General features: G+C 71.7%; 18 protein-coding genes. 14 read left to right on the top strand and 4 right to left on the bottom strand.

What is annotated here, in order from left to right; translation table 11 throughout:
- Positions 1-23: 23 nt before the first annotated feature.
- A complete protein-coding gene (gene dhaK / locus AC3AGO_RS05460) occupies positions 24-1,016 on the bottom strand; it encodes a dihydroxyacetone kinase subunit DhaK (protein WP_487818968.1) in 993 nt (330 codons plus the stop codon).
- Positions 1,017-1,212: 196 nt separating this feature from the next.
- Here dhaK and AC3AGO_RS05455 point away from each other — a divergent pair, with 196 nt between their 5' ends.
- From AC3AGO_RS05455 to AC3AGO_RS05425, 7 genes are all read left to right on the top strand, one after another.
- Positions 1,213-2,403 (top strand): acyl-CoA dehydrogenase family protein, encoded by a 1,191-nt coding sequence (locus AC3AGO_RS05455; protein WP_487818967.1) that lies wholly within the window; start codon positions 1,213-1,215, stop codon positions 2,401-2,403.
- A 218-nt stretch (positions 2,404-2,621) separates the two neighbouring features.
- Positions 2,622-5,003 (top strand): serine/threonine-protein kinase, encoded by a 2,382-nt coding sequence (locus AC3AGO_RS05450; protein ID WP_487818966.1) that lies wholly within the window; start codon positions 2,622-2,624, stop codon positions 5,001-5,003.
- 106 nt (positions 5,004-5,109) lie between these two features.
- Complete coding sequence (locus AC3AGO_RS05445) at positions 5,110-6,249, top strand: NAD(P)H-dependent flavin oxidoreductase (protein ID WP_487818965.1); 1,140 nt, start codon at positions 5,110-5,112, stop codon at positions 6,247-6,249.
- Positions 6,250-6,263: 14 nt separating this feature from the next.
- Entirely contained in the window at positions 6,264-7,814 is a 1,551-nt protein-coding gene (locus AC3AGO_RS05440) for an acyl-CoA synthetase (RefSeq protein WP_487818964.1), read from the top strand.
- A gap of 146 nt (positions 7,815-7,960) precedes the next feature.
- A complete protein-coding gene (locus AC3AGO_RS05435) occupies positions 7,961-9,403 on the top strand; it encodes an amino acid permease (RefSeq protein ID WP_487818963.1) in 1,443 nt (480 codons plus the stop codon).
- Between the two features lie 63 nt (positions 9,404-9,466).
- Positions 9,467-10,174, top strand: a complete 708-nt coding sequence (locus AC3AGO_RS05430; RefSeq protein ID WP_487818962.1) for an alpha/beta fold hydrolase — start codon at positions 9,467-9,469, stop codon at positions 10,172-10,174.
- 164 nt (positions 10,175-10,338) lie between these two features.
- Positions 10,339-10,854 (top strand): VOC family protein, encoded by a 516-nt coding sequence (locus AC3AGO_RS05425; protein ID WP_487818961.1) that lies wholly within the window; start codon positions 10,339-10,341, stop codon positions 10,852-10,854.
- 95 nt (positions 10,855-10,949) lie between these two features.
- Here the strand turns inward: AC3AGO_RS05425 and AC3AGO_RS05420 are convergent, their stop codons facing one another.
- Positions 10,950-11,768: an SDR family oxidoreductase gene (locus AC3AGO_RS05420; protein ID WP_487818960.1), complete on the bottom strand. Its 819-nt coding sequence runs from the start codon at positions 11,766-11,768 to the stop codon at positions 10,950-10,952.
- A 113-nt stretch (positions 11,769-11,881) separates the two neighbouring features.
- A complete protein-coding gene (locus tag AC3AGO_RS05415; RefSeq protein WP_487818959.1) occupies positions 11,882-13,513 on the bottom strand; it encodes an acyl-CoA synthetase in 1,632 nt (543 codons plus the stop codon).
- A gap of 233 nt (positions 13,514-13,746) precedes the next feature.
- Here AC3AGO_RS05415 and AC3AGO_RS05410 point away from each other — a divergent pair, with 233 nt between their 5' ends.
- The 5 genes from AC3AGO_RS05410 (at position 13,747) to AC3AGO_RS05390 (ending at position 18,173) form a co-directional block, all read left to right on the top strand.
- Positions 13,747-14,556: a crotonase/enoyl-CoA hydratase family protein gene (locus tag AC3AGO_RS05410; protein ID WP_487818958.1), complete on the top strand. Its 810-nt coding sequence runs from the start codon at positions 13,747-13,749 to the stop codon at positions 14,554-14,556.
- Between the two features lie 26 nt (positions 14,557-14,582).
- Complete coding sequence (locus AC3AGO_RS05405; RefSeq protein WP_487818957.1) at positions 14,583-15,554, top strand: Zn-ribbon domain-containing OB-fold protein; 972 nt, start codon at positions 14,583-14,585, stop codon at positions 15,552-15,554.
- Positions 15,554-16,624 (top strand): thiolase domain-containing protein, encoded by a 1,071-nt coding sequence (locus AC3AGO_RS05400; protein ID WP_487818956.1) that lies wholly within the window; start codon positions 15,554-15,556, stop codon positions 16,622-16,624. Before AC3AGO_RS05405 ends, AC3AGO_RS05400 begins: the two co-directional genes overlap by 1 nt.
- Positions 16,621-17,808, top strand: coding sequence for a thiolase domain-containing protein (locus AC3AGO_RS05395; RefSeq protein WP_487818955.1), 1,188 nt, complete (start codon positions 16,621-16,623; stop codon positions 17,806-17,808). The genes AC3AGO_RS05400 and AC3AGO_RS05395 overlap by 4 nt, the downstream gene beginning before the upstream one ends.
- A gap of 149 nt (positions 17,809-17,957) precedes the next feature.
- Positions 17,958-18,173 carry a DUF397 domain-containing protein gene (locus AC3AGO_RS05390; protein ID WP_487818954.1) on the top strand — a complete coding sequence of 72 codons (216 nt, stop codon included), beginning with the start codon at positions 17,958-17,960 and terminating at the stop codon, positions 18,171-18,173.
- A gap of 75 nt (positions 18,174-18,248) precedes the next feature.
- On the opposite strand, the gene AC3AGO_RS05385 is transcribed toward AC3AGO_RS05390, so the two are convergent.
- The gene (locus AC3AGO_RS05385; protein WP_487818953.1) at positions 18,249-19,358 is read right to left on the bottom strand and encodes a terpene synthase family protein; all 1,110 of its coding nucleotides are present in this window, start codon (positions 19,356-19,358) and stop codon (positions 18,249-18,251) included.
- A 211-nt stretch (positions 19,359-19,569) separates the two neighbouring features.
- Between AC3AGO_RS05385 and AC3AGO_RS05380 the strand changes: the two genes are divergently transcribed.
- Both AC3AGO_RS05380 and AC3AGO_RS05375 read left to right on the top strand, forming a co-directional pair.
- Positions 19,570-22,503, top strand: coding sequence for an ATP-binding protein (locus tag AC3AGO_RS05380; protein ID WP_487818952.1), 2,934 nt, complete (start codon positions 19,570-19,572; stop codon positions 22,501-22,503).
- Positions 22,504-22,532: 29 nt separating this feature from the next.
- The gene (locus AC3AGO_RS05375) at positions 22,533-23,030 is read left to right on the top strand and encodes a hypothetical protein (protein ID WP_487818951.1); all 498 of its coding nucleotides are present in this window, start codon (positions 22,533-22,535) and stop codon (positions 23,028-23,030) included.
- Positions 23,031-23,068: the final 38 nt, after the last annotated feature.

Below are 23,068 nucleotides of genomic sequence, written 5' to 3'. Positions count from 1 at the left end.
TCTCGCACACATGTCGTTCGTGTTCACGCGCCCCAGCGCAGCCCGGGCGTCGCGACCGGGGCGTCCCACAGCCGCAGCATCTCCTCGTCGGCCTGGCAGAGCGTCACGGAGGCGCCCGCCATGTCGAGTGAGGTGACGTAGTTGCCGACGAGCGTGCGCGCGACCGGGACACGGCGTTCGTCCAGCACGCGCCGCACCTCGGCGCAGAATCCGTACAGCTCCAGCAGTGGTGTGGCACCCATGCCGTTGACCAGGGCGAGCACGGGGCCCTGCGGCTGGAGGTCCTCCAGCACGGCGTCGACGGCCGCGTCGGCGATCTCGCCGGAGGTCATCATGGGCCGCCGCTCCCGGCCCGGTTCGCCGTGGATGCCGATGCCCAGCTCCAGTTCGCCGGCCGGCAGGTCGAAGGTCGGGCTGCCCTTGGCGGGGGTGGTGCAGGGGCTCAGGGCTACGCCGAAGCTGCGGCAGGATTCGGACGTCTGACGGGCCATCGCCTCCACCCGCTCCAGCGGCGCGCCCTCGGCGGCCAGCGCCCCGGCCAGCTTCTCCACGAACAGCGTGCCGCCCGTGCCGCGGCGGCCCGCGGTGAACAGCGAGTCCGTGACCGCCACATCGTCCTGGACGAGCACCTTGGCGACCTGGACGCCCTCGTCCTCGGCGAGTTCGGCCGCCATGTCGAAGTTGAGCACGTCGCCCGTGTAGTTCTTCACGATGAACAGCACGCCGCCGCCGCTGTCCACGGCCGCCGCGGCGCGCACCATCTGGTCGGGCACCGGGGAGGTGAAGATCTCGCCGGGGCAGGCGGCGTCGAGCATGCCGGGGCCCACGAAACCGCCGTGCAGCGGTTCGTGGCCGCTGCCGCCGCCCGAGACGAGGCCGACCTTCCCGGCGACCGGCGCGTCGGCGCGCACCACGACGCGGTTCTCCGTGTCGACGGTCAGTTCGGGGTGCGCGGCTGCCATGCCGCGGAGCGCGTCGGTGACGACCCTCTCGGGGACGTTCATCAGCATCTTCAAGGAGTACCTCCGGCTGGCGTGACCTGCCCTGGTGGACACGTACAGCCTGCCGCAGCACACCGCTGCTGCCCAGGTCCGCGCGGCCCGCGTCACGGGAAAGCCGCCGGAAAACCTCCCGCCGTCCGCGGCATTCCCTATTAGTGGAACACGTTCTACGGTGTCGCCGCCGGAAGCAGGCCGAGCCCAGGAGGGGACCGTGCACCTCGCATACACACCGGAGCAGGAGCAGTTGCGCGCAGAACTGCGCGCGTACTTCGGGCAGCTGGTGCCCGAGAACGCCTACGCGCGCTTCGGCGACCCCGTGGCGCGGAAGCGGTTCTACCGCGAGACGGTCCGCAGGCTGGGTGCCGACGGCCGGCTGGGCGTCAGCTGGCCCGTCGAGTACGGCGGGCAAGGCATGAGCGCCATGGAGCAGTTCATCTTCTTCGACGAGGCGGCGCAGGCGGGCGTACCGCTGCCGCTGATGGCGCTGAACACCGTCGGTCCGACCCTCATGCAGAACGGCACGGATGAGCAGAAGGCGTACTTCCTGCCGCGCATCCTGTCCGGCGAGATCGACTTCGCCATCGGTTACAGCGAGCCCGAGGCCGGCACCGACCTGGCGGCGCTGAAGACCCGCGCCGTGCGCGAGGGCGACACGGAGACCGGCACCTACACGGTCAACGGGCAGAAGATCTGGACCACCAACGGCGACACGGCGGACTGGGTGTGGCTGGCCGTACGGACGGACCCCGACGCTCCGCCGCACAAGGGCATCACCATGCTGCTGGTGCCGACCGACGACCCGGGCTACTCGTGCACCGTCATCAACACCCTTGCCGGGCACGACACGACGGCCAGTTACTACGAGGACGTCCGCGTCCCCGCGTCCCGCCGTGTCGGCGAGGAGAACAAGGGCTGGCGGCTGATCACCACTCAGCTCAACCACGAGCGGGTCACCCTGGCCGCGCACGGCACGATGGCCATCCGCGCGCTGCAGGACGTACGTCAGTGGGCGGCCGACACCAAGCTGGCCGACGGCCGAAGGGTGGCCGATCTGGGCTGGGTGCGCTCCCGGCTCGCCCGCACGCACGCAAAACTGGACGCGATGAAGCTGCTCAACTGGCAGATGGTGGACGCCCTGGACAAGGGCACGCTCACTCCGCAGGACGCGTCGGCGGTCAAGGTGTACGGCTCGGAGGCGCGCCGGGACGCGTTCGCCTGGCTGATGGAGGTCACGGCGGCGGCGGGCCCGTTGCAGGAGGGGTCGGCGGGGGCCGTGCTGCACGGTGAACTGGAGCGTGGTTACCGCAGCGCCGTCATCTTCACCTTCGGCGGCGGCAACAACGAGATCCAGCGCGAGATCATCACGTGGATCGGCCTGGGCATGCCGCGCGTACGCCGCTGACCGCCGGCCGTACGTACGTCGCTGACCGGCGAATACAGCCGCCGGGACCGGGCATTCCGGCGTAGAGCGGGGCGTACGCCGTGTCGTACGGGTGGGCGTACGCCGCGTCGTACTGCCGGACGTACAGTGTCGACTTCGGGCATACCCAGGGCGGTTCGAGGAATCCATACTGGGCAGACAGGTGAGTCCCGGAGCGACGACGGGGGCGAATGCGCGCGATGCCGGACACCACACTGATCCAGGGCCGTTACCGGCTGCTCGAACTGATCGGGCGCGGCGGCATGGGCGAGGTGTGGGAGGCCCGCGACGAGTCGCTGGGCCGCCGGGTGGCCGTCAAGTGCCTCAAGCCCACGGGCAGTCCGGGCGACGCGACGTATCTGCGGGTGCTGCGGGAACGGTTCCGCCGTGAGGCGCGGGTCGCGGCCTCGCTGCAGCACCGGGGTGTCACCGTCGTGCACGACTTCGGCGAGTACGACGGGCTGCTCTATCTGGTCATGGAGCTGCTGGAGGGGCGCAATCTCAGCCAGCTGCTGGAGGACAACGGGCGGCACCCGCTGCCCGTGGCGGACCTGTTCGACGTGGCCTGCCAGGTCTCCGCCGCGCTGGCCTACACCCACGACCAGGGCATCGTGCACCGCGACCTGAAGCCCGCCAACGTGATGCGCACCACCGACGGCACGGTGAAGATCTGCGACTTCGGCATCGCCCGGCTGGGCCGCGAGATCGGGTTCACCGCGAAGCTCACCGGCGGCGGTGTCGCCATGGGGACACCGCACTACATGTCGCCCGAACAGATCGCGGGCAGCGTGGTCGACCACCGCAGCGACCTGTACTCGCTCGGCTGTGTGCTGTACGAACTGGCCACCGGGGTACCGCCCTTCGACCACGGGGACGCCTGGGCGGTGCTCGTGGGGCACCGGGACACGGAGCCCGAGCGGCCCCGTAGCCACCGCTCCGAACTGCCCCAGCCCCTGGACGAGGCGATCCTGCGGCTGCTCGCCAAGGACCCGGAGGACCGCCCGGGTACGGCTGCCGAACTGTGGCAGGCCCTGATCGCGGCGCACGGCGCGTACGGCGGCTCCGGCCTCCCCGGAGCTCCCGTCGTGGGGCCGGGGGCGTACGGGGCGATGTCCGCCGGAAACGGCGGACAGCCGAGCGTGCCGCGCCGGCTGCCGTCCTGGACCCGCGGGATGAGCGCGGGCACCACGGCTGCCGGGAGCGGAGAGCGGACTGTACTGCCGGCGGACTCCGGGGCGCATGCGGCGCTCACCGGGCAGTGGAACACCCCCGAAGGGCCCTCTCAGCCGCCGCTGGAGGGGCTGCCGCAGCAGCTTCACCGGGCCGGCCATGTGTCGCCCCAGCGGGGCCTGTCGGTGAACGGCGGCGCGGAGTCCCCGGCGGACCGTGCCACGCTGCCGGGTTCCGCGGCGGACGACACAGCGCCGGGTCCCGAGCTGCTCGCGGCGCTCGCCGGGCGCTACACCACCGCCATCGGCCTGGGCAGGCTGGGCCGTTGGGAAGAGGCGTACGACGTGCACCGGGAGGTGGCCGCGGGCCGCGAGCAGGCCCTGGGGCCCGAGCACCCGGACACGCTCACCAGCCGGTACGAGGTGGGCTTCACACTGTGCAGGCTGGGCCGGCACGCCGAGGCCCTGCGCGCGTACCGGCGGGTCGCCGCCGGCCGGGCCGACACGCTGGGCGCCGACCATCCCGACACGCTCGCGGCGCGGCAGGAATCGGCGTTCGTGCTAGGCCAGTTGGGCCGGCACGGCGAGGCCCACCAGGTCTACTCGACGGTGCTGGCGGCACGTGAGCGGATCATGGAGCCGGACCATCCCGACACCCTCCGCTGCCGCCACAACCTCGCCTTCAACCTCAGCAGGCTGGGCCGCGCCGAGGACTCCCACCGGATGTTCCACGAGGTCGCCGCGGCGCGGGCCCGGGTGCTGGGCGCGGAGCACCAGGACACGCTGGTGACCCGGTACGAAGTGGCGTACGCGCTGGGCCGGATGGACCGCTGGGAAGAGGCGCTGAACACGTATCTGGAGGTCGCGGGGATACGGGAGCGGGTGCTCGGCGAGGGCCATCCGGACACCCTCGCCGCGCGCTACGAGGCGGGTATCGCTCTGGGCAGGCTGGGCCGCTGCGAGGAGGCGCTGGAGCTCTATCGGGACCTCGCGGAGATCCGCACCCGCGCCCAGGGGCCGACTGACCCGGAGACCCTGCGCGCCCGGCACGGGCTCGGCGTCAACCTGGGGCGGCTGGGCCGCTGGGAGGAGGCGCTGACCACCGCCCGCGAGGTGTGCGGACTGCGGGTGCGCGCCCTCGGCGGCGAGCACCCCGACACGCTCGTCAGCCGTCGTGAAGTCGCCGTCGCGCTGGGCTGGCTGGGCCGCTGGGAGGAGGCGCTGGAGGTGTACGGGCAGGTCGCCGAGGCGCGCGCCAGGATCCTCGGGGACGGCCATCCGGACACGCTCATCAGCCGTACCGACGAGGCGCACTGTCTGGAGCGGCTGGGGCGCGCCGACGAGGCCGCCGAGGTGTACCGGGGCGTCGCGGCGATGCGGGGCGCACCGGCCGCGCAGGCCGACAGGATCTGACGGCCGCCCCTCCGCGAGCGCGCCAAGGGGCGCCCGCAGCACAGAATCTGACGCTGCATCAGAAAATCTCTTCCCTCCTCCGGGACGCTGCGGCATCCTGCCCCTCATGCGGACGGAGCTGAGCCAGCGGCTGGGAGTCGAGTACGCCCTCTTCGGATTCACGCCCTTCCCCGCGGTCGCGGCAGCGATCACCCGGGCGGGCGGTTTCGGCGTCCTCGGCGCGGTGCGCTACACGGACGGGGACGAACTGCGGCGCGATCTGGACTGGATGGAGGAGCACACCGACGGACTGCCCTACGGGCTCGACGTGGTCATGCCCGCCAAGAAGGTGGAGGGGGTGACCGAGGCCGACATCGAGGCCATGCTGCCGGAGGGGCACCGGCAGTACATCAAGGACATCCTCGACCGGTACGACGTGCCGGAGATGCCCGAGGGGGAGCGGGCCGGCTGGCGCATCACGGGCTGGATGGAGAACGTCGCCCGCAGCCAGCTCGACGTCGCCTTCGACTACCCCATCAAACTCCTGGCCAACGCGCTGGGTTCACCACCGGCCGACGTCGTCGAGCGCGCACACCGCGACAACATCCTGGTGGCGGCGCTCGCCGGCAGCGCACGGCACGCACAGCACCACAAGGACGCCGGGATCGACATCATCGTCGCCCAGGGGTACGAAGCCGGCGGGCACACAGGGGAGATCGGCTCCATGGTGCTCACGCCCGAGGCCGTACGGGCGGTCGACCCGCTGCCGGTGCTCGCCGCCGGCGGCATCGGCAGCGGTGAACAGATCGCCGCGGCCCTCGCCCTGGGCGCGCAGGGAGCCTGGCTGGGCTCCGTGTGGCTCACCACGCACGAGGCCGAGATGCACTCGCGGAAGCTCACCGAGAAGCTCCTCGCGGCCGGTTCGGGCGACACCGTGCGCTCCCGCGCGCTCACCGGGAAGCCGGCACGCCAGCTGCGCACCGACTGGACCGACGCCTGGGACGACCCGGAGGGGCCCGGCACGCTGCCCATGCCGCTGCAGGGGCTGCTCGTGGCCGAGGCCAACTCGCGGATCCAGCGGCACGAGGTCGAACCGCTTCTCGGCACGCCCGTCGGACAGATCGTCGGCTCCATGAACTCCGAACGCAGCGTGCAGGCAGTCGTCGACGACCTCACCCGCGGCTTCTCGCGCGCCGTCGAACGGCTCGGCCGTATCGCAGGCTCCGCCCACGACTCCGTCAATGACTCGGCCCACGGGCCGGCCTGAGGAGGACTCCCGCCATGTCACAGCCGCCCACCGGTTTCTGGGCACAGGCCGCACAGCAGCCCGACCGCGCCGTACTGGTCGACCCGGACGGCGTCGAGTGGACCGCCGGTGAACTGCACGCCGCGTGCAACCAGTTGGCCGCGGGACTGCGCGCCGCCGGACTGGAACCCGGCGACAGTTTCGCCGCCGTCCTGCCGAACGGCACCGCGTTCTTCACCGCCTACCTGGCGGCCTTCCAGGCCGGGTTCTACATGGTGCCCGTCAACCACCATCTGGTCGGCCCGGAGATCGCCTGGATCCTCTCCGACTCCGGCGCCAAAGTGCTCCTCGCCCACGAGCGCTTCGGCGACGCGGCCCGTGCGGCTGCCGACGACGCGGGACTGCCGGAGACCCACAGGTACGCGGTCGGCGAAGTGCCGGGCTTCCGTCCGTACGCCGACCTGCTCGCCGGACAGTCCGGCGAACCGCTGCCCGACCGTACGGCGGGCGCCGTCATGAACTACACGTCCGGTACGACGGGCAGGCCGCGCGGAATCCGCCGCCCGCTGTCCGGACGTCCACCCGAAGACGCCCCGCTCGGCGGGTTCCTGGGCATCTTCGGCATCCGCCCCTTCGAGGACAACGTCCATCTGGTGTGCTCGCCGCTGTACCACACGGCGGTGCTGCAGTTCGCCGGTGCGGCACTGCACATCGGACACCGCCTCGTGCTGATGGACAAATGGCAGCCCGAGGAAATGCTGCGGCTCATCGACGCGCACCGCTGCACCCACACCCACATGGTCCCCACACAGTTCCACCGGCTGCTGGCCCTGCCCGACGAGGTGCGCGCGGCGTACGACGTGTCGTCGATGCGGCACGCCATCCACGGCGCCGCGCCCTGCCCGGACCACGTCAAGCGCGGAATGATCGACTGGTGGGGGAACTGCGTCGAGGAGTACTACGCGGCCAGCGAGGGCGGCGGCGCCTTCGCCACGGCGGAGGACTGGCTGAAGAAGCCCGGCACCGTCGGCAAGGCCTGGCCCATCAGCGAACTGGCCGTCTTCGACGACGACGGCAACCAGCTGCCCGCGGGTGAACTGGGCACCGTCTACATGCAGATGAAGACCGGCGGCTTCACGTACCACAAGGATGAGGCCAAGACCCGGAAGAACCGGATCGGCGACTTCTTCACCGTCGGGGACCTCGGCTTCCTCGACGAGGACGGCTATCTCTTCCTCCGCGACCGCAAGATCGACATGATCATCTCGGGCGGCGTCAACATCTATCCCGCCGAGATCGAGGCCGCGCTGCTCACGCACCCCGCCGTCGGGGACGCCGCCGCCTTCGGCATCCCGGACGCCGACCGGGGCGAGGAGGTCAAGGCCGTCGTCGAACCTGCACCCGGACACGAGGGGAACGACGCGCTGGCCGAGACGCTCCTGGAGCACTGCGCAGGACAGCTCGCGGGCTACAAGCGGCCGCGGTCCGTCGACTTCGTCGCCGAGCTGCCCCGCGACCCCAACGGCAAGCTCTACAAGCGCCGGCTCCGTGCCCCGTACTGGGAGGGACACGAACGAGTGGTGTGAGCGCGTGAGTTGACACGGAAACCGGGTACGGCGTGCCCCAGTGAGTCGTCTTCCCCGGGCCGCTCCCGCGCGTCATGATGATCCGTCTCCCGGCGCCGCCAAGGCGGCACCGCGGCTACCGACAGCACCAAGGGAGAGGATCACCCATGGCCGGGCTCTGGAGCACTCAGGGTGCGTTGCGCCGCAAACCCATCGAACAGATCGAGGCGGGCCCCGGAGGAGGAGAGGGCGAGCAGCTGGACCGGGTCCTCGGCCTGGGACAGCTCACCGCGATCGGCGTCGGCGGGATCATCGGCGCCGGCATCTTCACCCTCGCGGGCACCGTCGCCAACGGCAAGGCGGGCCCCGCGGTCCTGGTCTCGTTCCTCATCGCGGGACTCGCGAGCGCCGCCGCGGCCCTGTCGTACGCCGAGTTCGCGGGTCTCATCCCGAAGGCCGGCTCGGCCTACACGTACGGCTACGCGGTGCTCGGCGAGATCGGCGGCTGGTTCATCGGCTGGGACCTGCTGCTGGAGTACACGGCGATCGTCTCCGTGGTGGCCATCGGGATCTCCGGATACTTCTCCTTCCTGGTCGAGGAGGCGGGCGGTGAGCTGCCCGCCTGGATGCTCGGCGCACCGGGCACCGGGGACGGCCATCGCGTCGACCTGTTCGCCGCGCTGCTGTGTCTGCTGGTGGCCTTCCTGCTGACCCGCGGCATCAAGAGCGCGGCGCGCTTCGAGACCATCGTCGTCGTGCTCAAGGTGCTGGTGGTCCTGCTGGTCATCGCGGTCGGCGTGTTCCACATCCGCACCGCCAACTGGGACCCCTTCTTCCCGTACGGCGTCAGCGGTGCCTTCACCGGCGCCGCCACGGTCTTCTTCGCCGTCTTCGGATACGACGCGATGAGCACGGCCGCCGAGGAGTCCAAGGACTCGCAGCGCCACATGCCGAAAGCCATCGTCTACTCGCTCGCCATCTCGATGGTGCTGTACGTGGCGGCCTGCCTGGTGCTGACCGGCATGCAGCACTACACCGACATCGACAAGGAGAGCGGGTTCTCCACCGCCTTCAAGTCCATCGGCCTGGACCGGATCGCGGACATCATCGCGGTCGGCGCGATCATCGGCATCCTCACCGTGATGTTCACCTTCATGCTCGGTGTCACCCGCGTGTGGTTCTCCATGAGCCGTGACGGGCTGCTGCCCAAATGGTTCGCCAAGACGCACCCCGTACGCCGCGTCCCCACCCGTGTCACCTGGATCGTCGGTATCGCCTCCGCACTGATCGCGGGCTTCCTGCCGATCGAGGAGGCCGCCGAACTGACCAACATCGGCATCCTGTTGGCCTTCGCCGTGGTCTGCACGGCGGTCATCGTGCTGCGCTACCGGCGACCCGAACTGCCCCGCACCTTCCGCTGCCCCGGCATGCCGTGGGTGCCCGCCCTCGGCGTCCTCTTCTCGCTGTGGCTCATCACCTTCCTGGCCTGGCAGACCTGGGTCCGGTTCGCCGTCTGGTTCCTGATCGGCCTCGTCATCTACTTCACCTACTCCTACCGCCGTTCGGCACTCGCCCGCGCCGGAGAGCCGCCGCAGGAGAAGCAGCCGTAATCGTGCGGGACACCCCGGGACACCTGGTCGCGAGCCGGCTGCCGTCCGTCGTACGGTCGCCGTATGGCTGTCGACGTGCGTACGGCGAAGACGAACGGCATCCGGCTCGCGTACCGGGCCTGGGGCGAGGACGCGGCGGAGGGCGTCCCGGTGGTGCTGCTGCACTGCCTGGGCGAGGACGGCGAGGACTGGCGCGGCCCGCTGGTCTCCCAACTCGGCGCCACCCACCCGATCTACGCGCCCGACCTGCGCGGGCACGGCAGCAGTGACTGGCCGGGCGAGTACGGCCTGGAGCAGGTCCGCGACGACGTGCGCGGACTGCTGGACGCGCTCGGCCTGGACCGGGTCATCCTCATCGGGCACTCCTACGGCTCGATCGTCGCCTACCTCTTCGCCGCCGCCCACCCGGAGCGCGTCGACCGCCTCGTCCTGGAGGAGACCGGCGCCCTGCTGCCGCAGGACCCGCCGCTGCCCCACCCCGAACCGCCTGCCGGCAGGCTGCTATTCGACTGGGACGTGAAGGTCCAGTTCGTACAGCAGCGGAACGCGCCCGAGCCGCACTGGTGGGACCGGCTCGACGCGATCACCGCGCCCACGCTGCTCGTCGGCGGCGGCGAGAGCAGCCATCTGCCGCAGCAGGACCTCGCCGCGATGGCCGAACGCATCCCCGACGCACGCCTGGTGACCATCGAGGACGGCGGTCATCTGGTGCACGAGGAGCGGCCCAAGGAGTTCGCCACGGCGGTGCTCACCTTCCTCACCGAGGGCTGACGGCCGCCCTTGCCCGGTGCCCGCGTGCAGGCGGGCCCCGGCCGTCTGTTGACGTGTACGCGACATCATCCGCGAACCTGCCGTCGCGCTGTGTCTCGCGACCTGCGAGGGGTACCCGTAAGCTAGATAGTTGAAGGTCGTACCAACTCGTGGAGGGAGCCGTCATGGCACAGCCGGACGGAGCCGAACTGGAAGCCGTGCGCGCCCGGCGGGAGGAACTGCGCGAGCGCTATCTCCGCCCGCCCGGGGACAGGCCGGCCGGCACCGCGCGCGGAGTGCACCACGTGGCGTTCATCTGCCGCGACGTCGAGGAGACGATCCGCTTCTACCAGGAGCTGCTCGGCTTCCCGCTCGTCGAGATCGTCGAGAACCGCGACTACCGCGGCTCCACCCACTTCTTCTTCGACATCGGCAACCGCAATCTGCTGGGCTTCTTCGACTTCCCCGGGCACGACCACCCGGAGTTCACGGAGACCCTCGGCGGGGTCCAGCACCTCGCCCTCTCCCTGGACGAGGAGCAGCACGCCGCGGCGCGCAAGGCCCTGGACGCGGCCGGCATCGGCTACGCGGGACCGGACCGCGGCGTGGAGGAGAGCCTCTACCTGCGCGACCCCAACGGCGTCCCGGTGGAGCTGTACTGCGAGAAGCTCGGCGTCTTCAACGGGCACGCCATCCTGTGACATGAGGGGCATCTGAACCGCCGCCGCCCGGGGCCGTGCCGCCACTTCCGCGAGGCCCGCTCCCGCCGCCCGTCCGCGGCGGGACCCGGGTCCTGTCACCGGGGTTCCGGCTGCCAGGCCGAGGGCCACTCCGTGCCGCGCAGCAGCGCCTCGGTGCCGCCGTCGGCCACGACGACGGACCCGGCGCAGAACGAGGCCGCGGGGGAGAGCAGGAACGCGACGAGCGCGGCGACCTCCTCCGGCCGCCCGGAGCGTCCGGCCGGGACCGGATACTGCCGTGCGCCCTCCGCCGTCAGCGGGTCGGTGCGTATGGCGTCCGTCATCGGGGTGTCGATGAGTCCCGGCGCGACGGCGTTGAGCCGGATCCCCGCTCCGGCCCACTCCGCGGTGACGGCCTGCTGCCGCACGTACCAGGCCAGCGCCGCCTTCGTCGCCGGATACGCGGCCACGGAGCCGCATTCGTCGGCCAGTGCGCGGGCCGCGTCCTCGTCGCCGCGCAGACAGGCCTCGGCGAGCTCCGCGGGCCAGCCGGGCTGGCACGTCACGGAATTGGAGGAGACCAGCACCGCCGACGGTGTCCGGCCGGCGGCGAGCAGCGGACGCAGCCCCTCCAACAGGCGGACCGCGCCGAAGTAGTTGACGGACACCAGGAGCGAGCCGGCCCGGCCGGTCGCCGCGGCCATCCCGGCGAAGGGGGCGAAGCCGTCCACCGCCCCGTCCGACAGTTCCGCGATCCGCTCCAGCGCCTCCGTACGGCCGTCCGCCGTACTCAAGTCGGCCTCCACAGCCACCGCCTGGCCGGTGCTTCCGGCGTGCCTGTCGACGCCGATGACACGCTCGCCGTTCCCGGCGAGCCGTTCGGCGGTGGCGGCACCCAGGCCGGAGGCCGCTCCGGTGACGACGACGGTGGCCATGCTGCTCCTCACGACGCGGACGGACAGTGTTCACGGTGCGGGGCGTCTCGGTCCACCGCCGTGGTGCGCCGGTCGCGCGGGGTCAGCGGGCCGCGCCGCGCCGGGCGAAAGGGTCACGCACCGGCGTTGCTCTCCGCCGCCACGGCCTTCGCCCACCGGTAGTCGGCCTTGCCGCTGGGGGAGCGCTGGAGCGCCTCGCGGAAGACGACCGTACGGGGAATCTTGTAGCCCGCGAGCCGGGTGCGGCAGTGCTCCTGCACGGCCTCGCCGGTCAACGTGTCCGCGCCGGCGCGCAGTTGGACCACGGCCGCGACACGGCTGCCCCACCGGTCGTCCGGTACGCCGGCCACGAGCGCGTCGTAGATGTCGGGGTGCGCCTTGAGGGCCTGTTCGACCTCTTCGGGGAACACCTTCTCGCCGCCGGTGTTGATGCACTGCGAACCGCGGCCGAGCACCGTGATGACGCCTTCCGCGTCGACGGTGCCCATGTCGCCGAGCAGCACCCAGCGGGCGCCCGCGTGCTCGAAGAAGGTCTCGGCGGTCTTCTTCGGGTCGTTGTAGTAGCCGAGCGGTACGTGGCCGCGCAGCGCGATGCGGCCGGTCTCGCCTGGGGCGACCGGGTTGCGCGTGGCCGGGTCGACCACCGCCGTACCGGAGTTGACGGTGATGCGGAAGCCGCGGTCGGGGCCGGAGTCGGGGGTGGCGGTGCCGTTGAAGCCCGACTCGGAGGAGCCGAAGTTGTTGATGAGCATCGCGTGCGGGACCAGCGTGGTGAACTGGGCGCGGACCGTCTCCGACAGCACGGCGCCGGAGCTGGAGACGGCGAACAGCGACGAGCAGTCGGTGCCCTTCAGCGGTCCGGAGAGTGCGTCGACCAGCGGGCGCAGCATGGCGTCGCCGACGAGGGAGAGGGCGGTGACCTTCTCGCGCTCGACGGTGCGCAGCACTTCCTCGGGGACGAACTTGCGGTGGATGACGACCTTCTGGCCGTAGTTGAGCCCGATGAAGAGCGTCAGGGTGGACGTGCCGTGCATCAGCGGCGGGGTAGGGAAGAAGGTCAGCCCGTCGCCGCCGGCCGCGACCCGTTCGGCCACCTCCTCGGGCCGGGAGACCGGTTCACCGGTCGGCGCTCCGCCGCCCAGGCCGGAGAAGAACAGGTCCTCCGCGCGCCACATGACACCCTTCGGCATGCCGGTCGTGCCGCCGGTGTAGATGATGAACTGGTCGTCGGCGGAGCGGTCCGGGAAACCGCGCTCCGCGGAGCCGGACGCCTCCGCCTCACCGAACGGCACGGGCGCGGGGGCCGGTTGGGGCGCGCCGGTGGGCGGGGTGCCCACCCGGACGGTGTGCCGCAGCTTCGGGGTGTGCGGCAGGGCCGCCGCCACCCGGCCGCCGAACTCCGCGTCGAAGACCAGCGCCACCAGGTCGGCGTCCCGGTACAGATGGATCAGCTCGTCCTCCACGTACCGGTAGTTGACGTTGACCGGCACGGCGCGGATCTTCAGACACGCGAGCAGCGTCTGCACGTACTCCACGCCGTTGTACAGGTGGAGACCCACATGGTCACCGGTCCGGATGCCGTGGGCGGACAGATGGTGCGCCAACTGGTTGGCCGCCCTGTCGAGCTGCCGGTACGTCAGGCGGCGCTCCGCGCCTGTGCCCGGATGCTCGACGTACACCAGCGCTTCGCGGTCCGGAACGGTGTCGGCAACCGACTCGAACAGGTCTGCAAGGTTGTACTCCACGTCGCTCCTCCTGGTCCGCGGTGGTGCCCGGGGGCCGGTCTGAACCGCCGTCGCGCGATGGCCCGGTGTGCTCGGTGCGCCGGTCATGACAGCACCGCGGAGTGGAGACGGGAAGAGGCCCGGCAGAATTATCTGACTGTCTGTCAGAAAACTCTTGAAGTCCCCTCCCGGCTACTGCAACCTGTTCCAGTCTGAAGCGGGGAAGCGGACGCACGCACCGGGAGGGCACTGCTGTGGGCGGTACGGAACATCTGCTGACGGAGCGCAGGGGAGCCACCCTCGTGCTGACGCTGAACAGGCCGGAGGCGAAGAACGCGCTCTCACTGCCCATGCTCGTCGGCCTGTACGACGGCTGGCTGGAGGCCGACGCGGACGAGAGCGTCCGCTCCGTCGTCCTCACCGGCGCGGAGGGCGCCTTCTGCGCCGGCATGGACCTCAAGGCGCTGGCCGGCGACGGCGGACTGAACGGCGACAACGACACGTACCGGGCCCGCATGAAGGCCGACCCGGACCTGCACTGGAAGGCGATGCTCCGGCACCACCGGCCGCGCAAACCGCTCATCGCCGCGGTCGAGGGGCCCTGTGTCGCGGGCGGCACCGAGATGCTCCAGGGCACCGACATCCGGATCGCCGGACAGGGCGCCACCTTCGGCCTGTTCGAGGTGCGTCGCGGACTGTTCCCCATCGGCGGCTCGACCGTACGGCTGCCCCGCCAGATCCCCCGCACCCACGCGCTGGAGATGCTGCTCACCGGCCGCCAGTACAGCGCGCAGGAGGCCGAACGCATCGGCCTGATCGGACACGTGGTGCCCGACGGCGGAGCCCTGGAGAAGGCGCTGGAGATCGCCGAACAGGTCAACGCCTGCGGGCCGCTGGCCGTCGAGGCGGTCAAGGCGTCCGTGTACGAGACCGCCGAGATGACGGAGGCGGACGGGCTGAAGTCCGAACTGGAGCGCGGCTGGCCCGTGTTCGCCACCGACGACGCCAAGGAGGGCTCCCGCGCGTTCGCGGAGAAGCGCACCCCCGTCTACCGCCGGGCCTGACAGGAGGCCCGGGAATGGAGACCCGCATGACGGCTTCGCCACCGGAGGTGCTGAGCGCGCCGCTGGTCGTCGAGTTCCCCTTCACCCGCTCTCTCGGACCCGTGCAGAGCGCGTTCCTCACAGGACTGCGGGAACGCACCCTGCTCGGCGTACGGACAGGCGACGGGAAGGTGCTGATGCCGCCCGTCGAGTACGACCCGGTCACCGCCGAGGAGATCCGCGACCTCGTCGAGGTGGCCCCGACCGGGACGGTCACCACCTGGGCGTGGAACCCCTCGCCCCGGCAACACCAGCCGATGGACCGCCCGTTCGCCTGGGTGCTGGTCAGACTGGACGGCGCCGACACCGCACTGCTGCACGTCCTGGACGCCCCCGGACCCGACGCCGTGCACACCGGCATGCGCGTCCGCGTCCGCTGGGCCGCCGAGCGCACGGGCGCCATCACCGACATCGCCTGCTTCGAACCGTACGCACCGGACGGCGGCGACGACGGGCCACAGCATGAACCGCGGGCTCACAGCGGCGAGTTCGACGATCCGGTCACCGGCATCACCGTGCCCGCGCGGCTCGACTACACGTACAGTCCCGGACGCGCACAGTCCCGCTATCTGGAATCGCTCACACAGCAGCGCACCGTGGGGGAGCGCTGCCCGGAGTGCGGCAAGGTGTACGTGCCGCCCCGCGGCGCCTGCCCCACCTGCGGCGTGCCCACGGGCGAACAGGTCGAGGTCGGCCCCAAGGGCACACTCACCTCCTTCTGCATCGTCAACATCAAGGCCAAGGGCCTCGACATCGAAGTGCCCTACGTCTACGGCCACATCGCCCTCGACGGAGCGGGCCTCGCCCTGCACGGACGCGTCGCCGGCATCCCGTACGACCAGGTGCGGATGGGCCTGCGCGTCGAACCCGTATGGACCGAAGGCAGGCGCTACCCCGACCACTACAGGCCGACGGGCGAACCTGACGCCGACTACGACAGCTACAAGGAGCTGCTGTGATGGACGCGCCCCGCGACGTAGCCGTCGTCGCCTTCGCACAGACCGACCACGTACGCACCTCGGCCGAACTGTCCGAGGTCGAGATGCTGATGCCCGTTCTGCAGGAAGCACTGGGGGCAACCGGCCTTCGTGCGGGAGACATCGGGTTCACCTGCTCCGGTTCGAGCGACTATCTGGCCGGACGCGCCTTCTCGTTCACCATGGCCCTCGACGGGGTGGGCGCCTGGCCGCCCATCTCCGAATCGCACGTCGAAATGGACGGGGCCTGGGCTCTCTACGAGGCGTGGGTCAAACTGCTCACCGGTGAGGCCGACACCGCGCTCGTCTACTCCTTCGGCAAGTCGTCGCCCGGCGACGTGCGCGACGTCCTCACCCGGCAGCTCGACCCGTACTACACCGCGCCCCTGTGGCCCGACTCCGTCGCCCTCGCCGCACTGCAGGCACGCACCCTCATCGACAACGGCGAGACCGACGAACGCGCACTGGCCGCCATCGCCGAACGCAGCCGCCGCGCCGCAGAGCACAACCCGCACGCCCAGCTGCGCGGATCCCCGCCGCCGGCACGGTTGTTGGAGAACGACTACCTCGTCCAGCCGCTGCGCGTGCACGACGTGCCGCCCATCGGCGACGGTGCTGCCGCCGTGGTCCTGGCCGCCGGTGACACCGCGCGCGAGCTCGCGGGGAACCCCGCCTGGATCCGCGGCATCGACCACCGCATCGAGGCACACAGCCTCGGCGTACGGGACCTCGCCGAGTCGCCCTCGACCCGGCTGGCCGCCGAACGCGCCGGACACTTCGACGCACCCTGCGACACGGCCGAACTGCACGCGCCCTTCAGCTCGCAGGAGGTCGTCCTGCGCAAGGCGCTGAAGCTGGACGACAGCGTCACCGTCAACCCCTCGGGCGGTGCGCTCGCCGCCAACCCCATGATGGCCGCCGGCCTCGTCCGGCTCGGCGAGGCCGCGGCCCGCATCTCCCGCGGCGAGTCCCGGCGCGCCCTCGCGCACGCGACCTCAGGCCCCTGCCTCCAGCAGAACCTCGTCGCGGTACTGGAAGGAGACCCCGTATGAGCGCCACGACCGCGCGCGCCGGGAAGGAGCCCGTGGCCGTCACCGGCATCGGCCAGACCCACCACGCCGCGGCCCGCCGGGACGTCTCCCTCGCCGGGCTCGTCCGCGAGGCGGCCCTGCGCGCCCTGGAAGACGCCCAGTTGACCTGGAGCGACATCGACGCCGTCGTCATCGGCAAGGCCCCCGACTTCTTCGAGGGCGTCATGATGCCGGAGCTCAGCCTCGCCGACGCGCTCGGCGCCGTCGGCAAACCCATCCTGCGCGTGCACACCGCCGGCTCCGTCGGCGGCTCCACGGCACTCGTCGCCGCCAACCTGATCGCCGCCCGCGTCCACGCGACCGTACTGACCCTCGCCTTCGAGAAACAGTCCGAATCGAACGCGATGTGGGGGCTGTCGCTGCCCGTACCGTTCCAGCAGCCGCTGCTCGCGGGCGCCGGCGGGTTCTTCGCCCCGCACGTGCGCGCGTACATGCGGCGCAGCGGCGCACCCGACGGCATCGGCTCCCTCGTCGCCTACAAGGACCGCCGCAACGCGCTCAACAACCCCTACGCGCACCTGCACGAGCACGACATCACCCTGGAGAAGGTCCAGTCGGCGCCCATGCTGTGGGACCCCATCCGCTACTCCGAGACCTGCCCGTCCTCCGACGGCGCGTGCGCGATGGTGCTCACCGGGCGTGAGGGCGCACGCCGTTCACCCGCGCCGCCCGCCTGGGTGCACGGCGGTGCGATGCGCAGCGAACCGACGCTCTTCGCCGGCAAGGACGCCGTCAGCCCGCGCGCGGGACGCGACTGCGCGGCCGACGTCTACCGGCAGGCCGGCATCACCGACCCGCGCCGCGAGATCGACGCGGTGGAGATGTACGTGCCGTTCTCCTGGTACGAGCCCATGTGGCTGGAGAACCTCGGCTTCGCAGAGGAGGGCGCGGGCTGGAAGCTCACCGAGTCCGGCGTCACCGAGCCGGGCGGCGACCTGCCCGTCAACCCGTCGGGGGGAGTGCTGTCCAGCAACCCCATCGGAGCGTCCGGCATGCTCCGCTTCGCCGAGGCGGCCCTCCAGGTGCGCGGCCGCGCCGGAGCACATCAGATCGACGGTGCCCGCAAAGCCCTCGGCCATGCCTACGGCGGCGGATCGCAGTTCTTCTCCATGTGGCTCGTCGGAGACCAGCCGCCCACAGGATGAGGCAGGTGGGCCGCAGGGGGCGGGCCCGTCCCGGACTGCTTCAGGAGCACCGTTCCGTGGCCTGTCCGCGGCGGGCACACCGTGGTTAGGCTGGCCGCCGGAGACGAACCGGGAGGAGCACGGACGTGGCCGAGCGCACCATCAGCCCCATGACAATGGCGTCGGGGAGGCCCGATCTCGACCTGAGCGGCGCCCAGTGGCAGTCGGGCAGCAGGGGAAGGGGTGACGTCGAGATCGCTTTCGTCGAGGGCTATATCGCCATGCGCAACGGCGGAACCCCAGATGTCCCCGCTGTCATCTTCACCCCGCGTGAGTGGAACGCCTTCGTCCTCGGCGCCAGGGACGGCCAGTTCGACCTCACTTGACGCCGCGGCCCATGCGGAGCCGGCCCGTGCGGAGCCGGCTCTCACGCGACCAGTCCGCGCGCGGTCGTGCGCGCCTCATGTGCAGTGCTCCTGCCGGGCCGGGCTCCGGACGCGGTCGAGTCCGGCCCACGGGCGGCTGCGTCCGTCGCTGACGGCGGCCACGCCGGAGGCGTCGTAGCGTGCCGTCTCCAGGGACCAGGCGAGATTGCCGCTCATCAGATGCCGCATGGTCCGCAGACAGCCGGCGGCGTCCCGCCGCACCTCGGGAGGTGCCTTCGCCCCGCCCAGCGAGCTCACGAACCCCGCCGCGACCCTGCGGAAGCGCGCCACCCGGCTGTTGGTGAGGCTGCTGATGTGGGCAGTGGCGTCCTCGAGCGTGCAGGAGGTACGGGAGCGCAGCAGCAGCACGCTGTTGCTGTGCACGTCGCCGACGGCCAACTCCTTGTCCAGGGACACCAGATCGTTGACGAAGATCACGACGTCCACGGTCAGATCGCGCAGCGTGTTGAGCGTAGGGGAGTCGTACAGCCCCTCGGGCAGCACACGGCCGTCGCAGCGCTCGGCGAAGTCCAGGCACGGGCGCACCCCGATGGTGTGCCGCCGGACCGTCAGGAAGCGCTCCAGCGAGGGCGCGTCCAGCGCCGTCCTGCCGACGGCCTCCCCACGGTGCGCCTCCAGATAGGCGCGCCAGTGGTCGCCGAAGCGGCGGCACCAGGCCGCGGGCATGCCGTCCGTGGTCCGTTCCCAGAGGTCGCGGAACGCCGCGACCAGCGGAGTCTCGGGGTCCGCCGTGTCACGCGCCGCGGCGCCCGGCCGGCCGGTTCCCTGCCCGGGCGCGGACGTGTGCGCCCGCAGGATGTCCACCAGGCACTCGACGAGCGGGGCCACCACGTCGGGCCGCCGTCCCGCGTGGCCGTCGAACTGATCGTCGAAGACGAAGAACCAGCCGTTCACGTCGCAGGCGAGACAGAGCTCGGCCGCGCTCGCGTCCGGGTAGAAGCGGGCCATCAGCCGCTCCAGGTGCAGTGCGTCGTACTCGCCGACGGCCTGCTCGCCGTGCAGCAGACCGAAACGCTGAAGCCAGCGGAGGGTGTGCCGACGTGCGGTGTCCACCGCGCTGTTGACCTCCGCGCGGAAGGGGATCTCCACAAGTGCGGTACGCCGTACCGCCGTTGTTCCGTTCATAGGAAAAGAGTGAAGCGGAGTGCTCCGTTCAGTACCAGGGAACAGAGTTCCGAACAGTTGCACGGGAGTCTGGGGAGGGCGTGAGAGGGGTGCGGGGCGCCGCTCCGGTGCAACGTGCCCGGTCAAGTCGGGCGGATGTCAACGGAGTCGGTGAGCCTGGCCCGGCTCAGGCGTACTGTCGGCGGCATCTGCCAGCTGAAGGAGCACCGAGATGCCGCAGAGCAGGGGTCCGGGCAGGGCGATGAGCCGCATGCTGCTGGAGAGGGAGCCCGAACTCGCCGCCGTCGACCGGCGGCTGGTCCAGTTGTGCAGGCCTGCTGACGGCGGTTCCGGAAGCCCCTCCGGCGGGGTCCTCGCCTTCGCCGGAGCGGCCGGAGCCGGCAAGACCACTCTCCTCGCCGAGGCCCGCATACGGTCCGCGGCCCAGGGGTGCACGGTCCTCCGTGCACGCGGCGGCGAGCCGGAACAGGAGTCCGCTTTCCACGTCGTCCGGCAGCTGATGCAGCCCGTCCTCGCCACCGCCGACGAGGAAGAGCACCGCCGCATCCTCGGCAGTTGGTACGACATCGTCGCGCCCGCCGTCGGCCTGGTGGCCCCCGGCAGCTCCGGAACACCGGATCCCCAGGGCGTGCGGGACGGCCTCGACTGGCTGGTCACCCGCTACGCGGTCAACCGGGCACCCGTCGCCCTCATCCTCGACGACGCGCACTGGGCCGACACCGAATCCCTGGCCTGGCTCACCGGCTTCGCGCCACGCCTCGCCGACCTGCCCATGCTGCTGCTGTGCGCCTACCGCCCCGAGGATCTGCCGTCGGACGCCACCGCCTTCCGCCGCCTCGTCGAACGGGACGACGCCGGCGCGCACGAACTCGCCGCGCTCTCCGCACACGCGGTGGCCCGCCTCGTACGCCAGAACCTCAGCCAGGACGCGGAGGAACCCTTCTGCCGGGAGATCTGGGCGGTCACCGGAGGCAACCCCTTCGAGGTCTCCGAACTGGTGGCCCGCTCCGGAGACCAGGACGTCAAACCGGTGCGCGCCAGCGTCCCGCAACTGCGCGAACTGGCCTCCGCCCTCAAGGGGAACGGCATCATCGAGCGCCTGGAACGCCTCGGTCTCACCTGCGTACGGCTGTGCTGGGCGGTCGCCGTGCTCGGCTCCGGCGCGACCACGCCGCTCGCCGCGTATGTGGCCGCGCTCGGCGAACGGGAGAGCGTGGACGCCGTGCTCCGCCTCAGGGAAGCGCGGCTGCTGCGCTCCGGGCCGCCGGGCGAGGAACGGCTGGAGTTCACCCACCCCCTCGTCGCCACCGCCGTCTACCGCGCCATCCCCGCCACCCTCCGCACCGCACTCCACGGCCAGGCCGCCGGCGCCGTCGTCGCCGCGGGCATGGACGTGACCACGGCCTCCCGGCACCTGATGGAGGTCCACCCGGACGGCGACCCCGAGGTCGTCGAAGGACTCCGCGCCGCGGCCCGCGCCTACATGCGGTCCGGCGCGCCCGACGCGGCGCACCGCTGTCTGACCCGCGCCCTGCGCGAACCCCCGCTCCTGGAGGACCGGCCGGCCGTCCTCTTCGAGCTCGGCTGCTCCGCGCTGCTCACCTCTCCCGCCGCCACCGTCAACCACCTGCGCGCCGCGCTGGAGGAGCCCGCCCTCGACCCCGCGATGCGCGAACAGGTCTGCTACCGGCTGGCGCAGGCCCTCGCCCACACCGGCCGGCTCGGGGAGGCGGCCCGCACCGTGGACGCCGAGGCCCGGGCCGCCGCCAGCCGGCAGACCCGCATCCGCATGCAGGCCGAACAGTTCCTCTACAACGCCTTCCGCGCAGACGAGGAGGACTCCCCGGCCCGCTCCCGCAAACTGGCCCGCATCGCCTCCCACCTGACCGGCCGCAGCCGCGCCGAGCGCTCCCTCCTCGGACTGCGCGGCTGGGACGCCATGGTGCGCGGCGAGCGCGCGTCCGAGGCGCTCCGGTACGCCGAGGAGGCCCTCGGCGACGGGCTCCCCTGGACCGACGAGCAGTGGGGCTTCGAGGTGCCGGTGCTGGTCGCGCTCACCTTCATGTACGCGGACCAGCCGGGCCGTGCCGAGGAGCTGTTCACCAACGGCATCGCGGAGTGCGAGCGCAAGGGCTGGCGCGGCGCCCACCTCTCCTTCGGCTTCACCCTCCTCGGGTACATCCGCTACCGCCGCGGACGCCTCGCCGAGGCCGAGGACCTGGTGCGCGGCGGGCTGCGGATCGCCGACCGGGTGGGCAGCGGAGTGCCGGCCCAGTGGTTCGCGATCGGCATCCTCATCGAGACCCTGCTCGCCCGCGGAAACACCGCCGAGGCCCAGGAACTCGCCCAGTCCTACAGCTACGGCCAGGTCACGCCCAACGCCGTCGTCTACCCCGACTCCCAGACAGTCCACGCCGAACTGCTCCTCGCCCGCGGCCTGCCCCGGGAGGCCGAGCAGCAGCTGACGGCGGTCGGTCTCCGCCTCGACCGGCGCGGCATGCGCAACCCCGCCTGGTGCCCCTGGCAGCTGCGCCTCGCCGAGGCGCTGGGCGGTACGGACCCGCAGCGCGCGGCGGCCTGCGCCGGCGAAGCGCTCGACCGGGCACGCCGGTTCGGCGCGCCCTCGGCCGTCGGACAGGCGCTGCACACCTCCGCCATGCTGAGCCGCGGCACCGAGCGGCTGGGTCGCCTCCGGGAGGCGGTCAGTTCGCTGGAGGCCTCCCCGTCGGCGTACGAACTGGCCCGCGCGCTCGTCGACCTGGGCGCCGAGCTGCGCCGCCGCGGTCTGGCGCAGGAGGCGGCCGACGGGCTCTACCGCGGGCTGGAAGGCGCGGTGAACTGCGGCGCGGTGGGGCTCGCCGCCCGTGCGCGCGAAGAGCTGGCCGACGCCGGCCTGCCGCCTCTCCAGCTCCGCGACACCGACGAGACCGACACGCTCACCGGCCGCGAACGCGCCGTGGCCGAACGCGCCGTCGGCGGGGCCGCCCCCGAACGGATCGCCGGGGAGACCGACTTGGAGGAGGTGGCGGTGCGGCGGCTGCTGTCCAGTGTGTACCGCAAGCTCGGCACCGACGCGGCGGGGCTTCCGCGGCTGCTGGAGCGGCGTCTGAGGGTGGTGGGCGAGCCGGTGGTGCCGGGACACTGAACGATCGGCCTGCCACGTACCATGGCCGCATGTCCTTCCTCCGCCGCCGAAGCGCTGCCGTGCCCACCGGACCGGACTTCGATGTCCTGGCCATGGACCCGAGTGACTGGCCGGGCAATCTGGGTGCGGGCCTGCTGCCCGCCCCGGACGGCACGTGCCAGGGGGTCTTCCTCCGCTACGACCTGTTCGGTGGCCGCGGCCCCGCGATGATCATCGGCAATCTGCCGGAGGGATCGCCGGTGCGGGACATCGCGGACGGCCAGGTGCCGTTCGAGGTGGCGCAGCTGCTGAACGCGCTGGAGAACGACGAGCCGGTCGAGGTGGTGAGCACCGAGGACGACCCGGTGATGCAGGGGGACAACCTGCTGATCGTGCGCCGCATCAAATGCTCCGAAGAGCGTGTCTCCTGTGTGCAGTTCGACCGGAGCGACGGCGTGCTGGTGACCATCGCCAGCTGGGACCGTCCCATCACCAACGACTTGTACGCCCTGCTGAAGCCGCTGCCCCCGGAGATGTTCCAGCAGTGACGCCGTGTGCCGGCTCCCGCGGCCGGCACGGGTAAGGG

This window comes from Streptomyces sp. BL1 (genome assembly GCF_057628045.1).
The sequence above is the reverse complement of the archived record's forward strand: the minus strand, read 5'-3'. Positions and strand labels throughout refer to the sequence as shown.

Coding starts and splice junctions, on each gene's coding strand:
- AC3AGO_RS05440 (WP_487818964.1), top strand. CDS start 6,264: ATGTCACAGCCGCCCACCGGTTTCTGGGCACAGGCCGCACAGCAGCCC.
- AC3AGO_RS05395 (WP_487818955.1), top strand. CDS start 16,621: ATGAGCGCCACGACCGCGCGCGCCGGGAAGGAGCCCGTGGCCGTCACC.
- AC3AGO_RS05435 (WP_487818963.1), top strand. CDS start 7,961: ATGGCCGGGCTCTGGAGCACTCAGGGTGCGTTGCGCCGCAAACCCATC.
- AC3AGO_RS05390 (WP_487818954.1), top strand. CDS start 17,958: ATGACAATGGCGTCGGGGAGGCCCGATCTCGACCTGAGCGGCGCCCAG.
- AC3AGO_RS05430 (WP_487818962.1), top strand. CDS start 9,467: ATGGCTGTCGACGTGCGTACGGCGAAGACGAACGGCATCCGGCTCGCG.
- AC3AGO_RS05375 (WP_487818951.1), top strand. CDS start 22,533: ATGTCCTTCCTCCGCCGCCGAAGCGCTGCCGTGCCCACCGGACCGGAC.
- AC3AGO_RS05420 (WP_487818960.1), bottom strand. CDS start 11,768: ATGGCCACCGTCGTCGTCACCGGAGCGGCCTCCGGCCTGGGTGCCGCC.
- AC3AGO_RS05425 (WP_487818961.1), top strand. CDS start 10,339: ATGGCACAGCCGGACGGAGCCGAACTGGAAGCCGTGCGCGCCCGGCGG.
- AC3AGO_RS05405 (WP_487818957.1), top strand. CDS start 14,583: ATGACGGCTTCGCCACCGGAGGTGCTGAGCGCGCCGCTGGTCGTCGAG.
- AC3AGO_RS05380 (WP_487818952.1), top strand. CDS start 19,570: ATGCCGCAGAGCAGGGGTCCGGGCAGGGCGATGAGCCGCATGCTGCTG.
- AC3AGO_RS05400 (WP_487818956.1), top strand. CDS start 15,554: ATGGACGCGCCCCGCGACGTAGCCGTCGTCGCCTTCGCACAGACCGAC.
- AC3AGO_RS05450 (WP_487818966.1), top strand. CDS start 2,622: ATGCCGGACACCACACTGATCCAGGGCCGTTACCGGCTGCTCGAACTG.
- AC3AGO_RS05445 (WP_487818965.1), top strand. CDS start 5,110: ATGCGGACGGAGCTGAGCCAGCGGCTGGGAGTCGAGTACGCCCTCTTC.
- AC3AGO_RS05385 (WP_487818953.1), bottom strand. CDS start 19,358: ATGAACGGAACAACGGCGGTACGGCGTACCGCACTTGTGGAGATCCCC.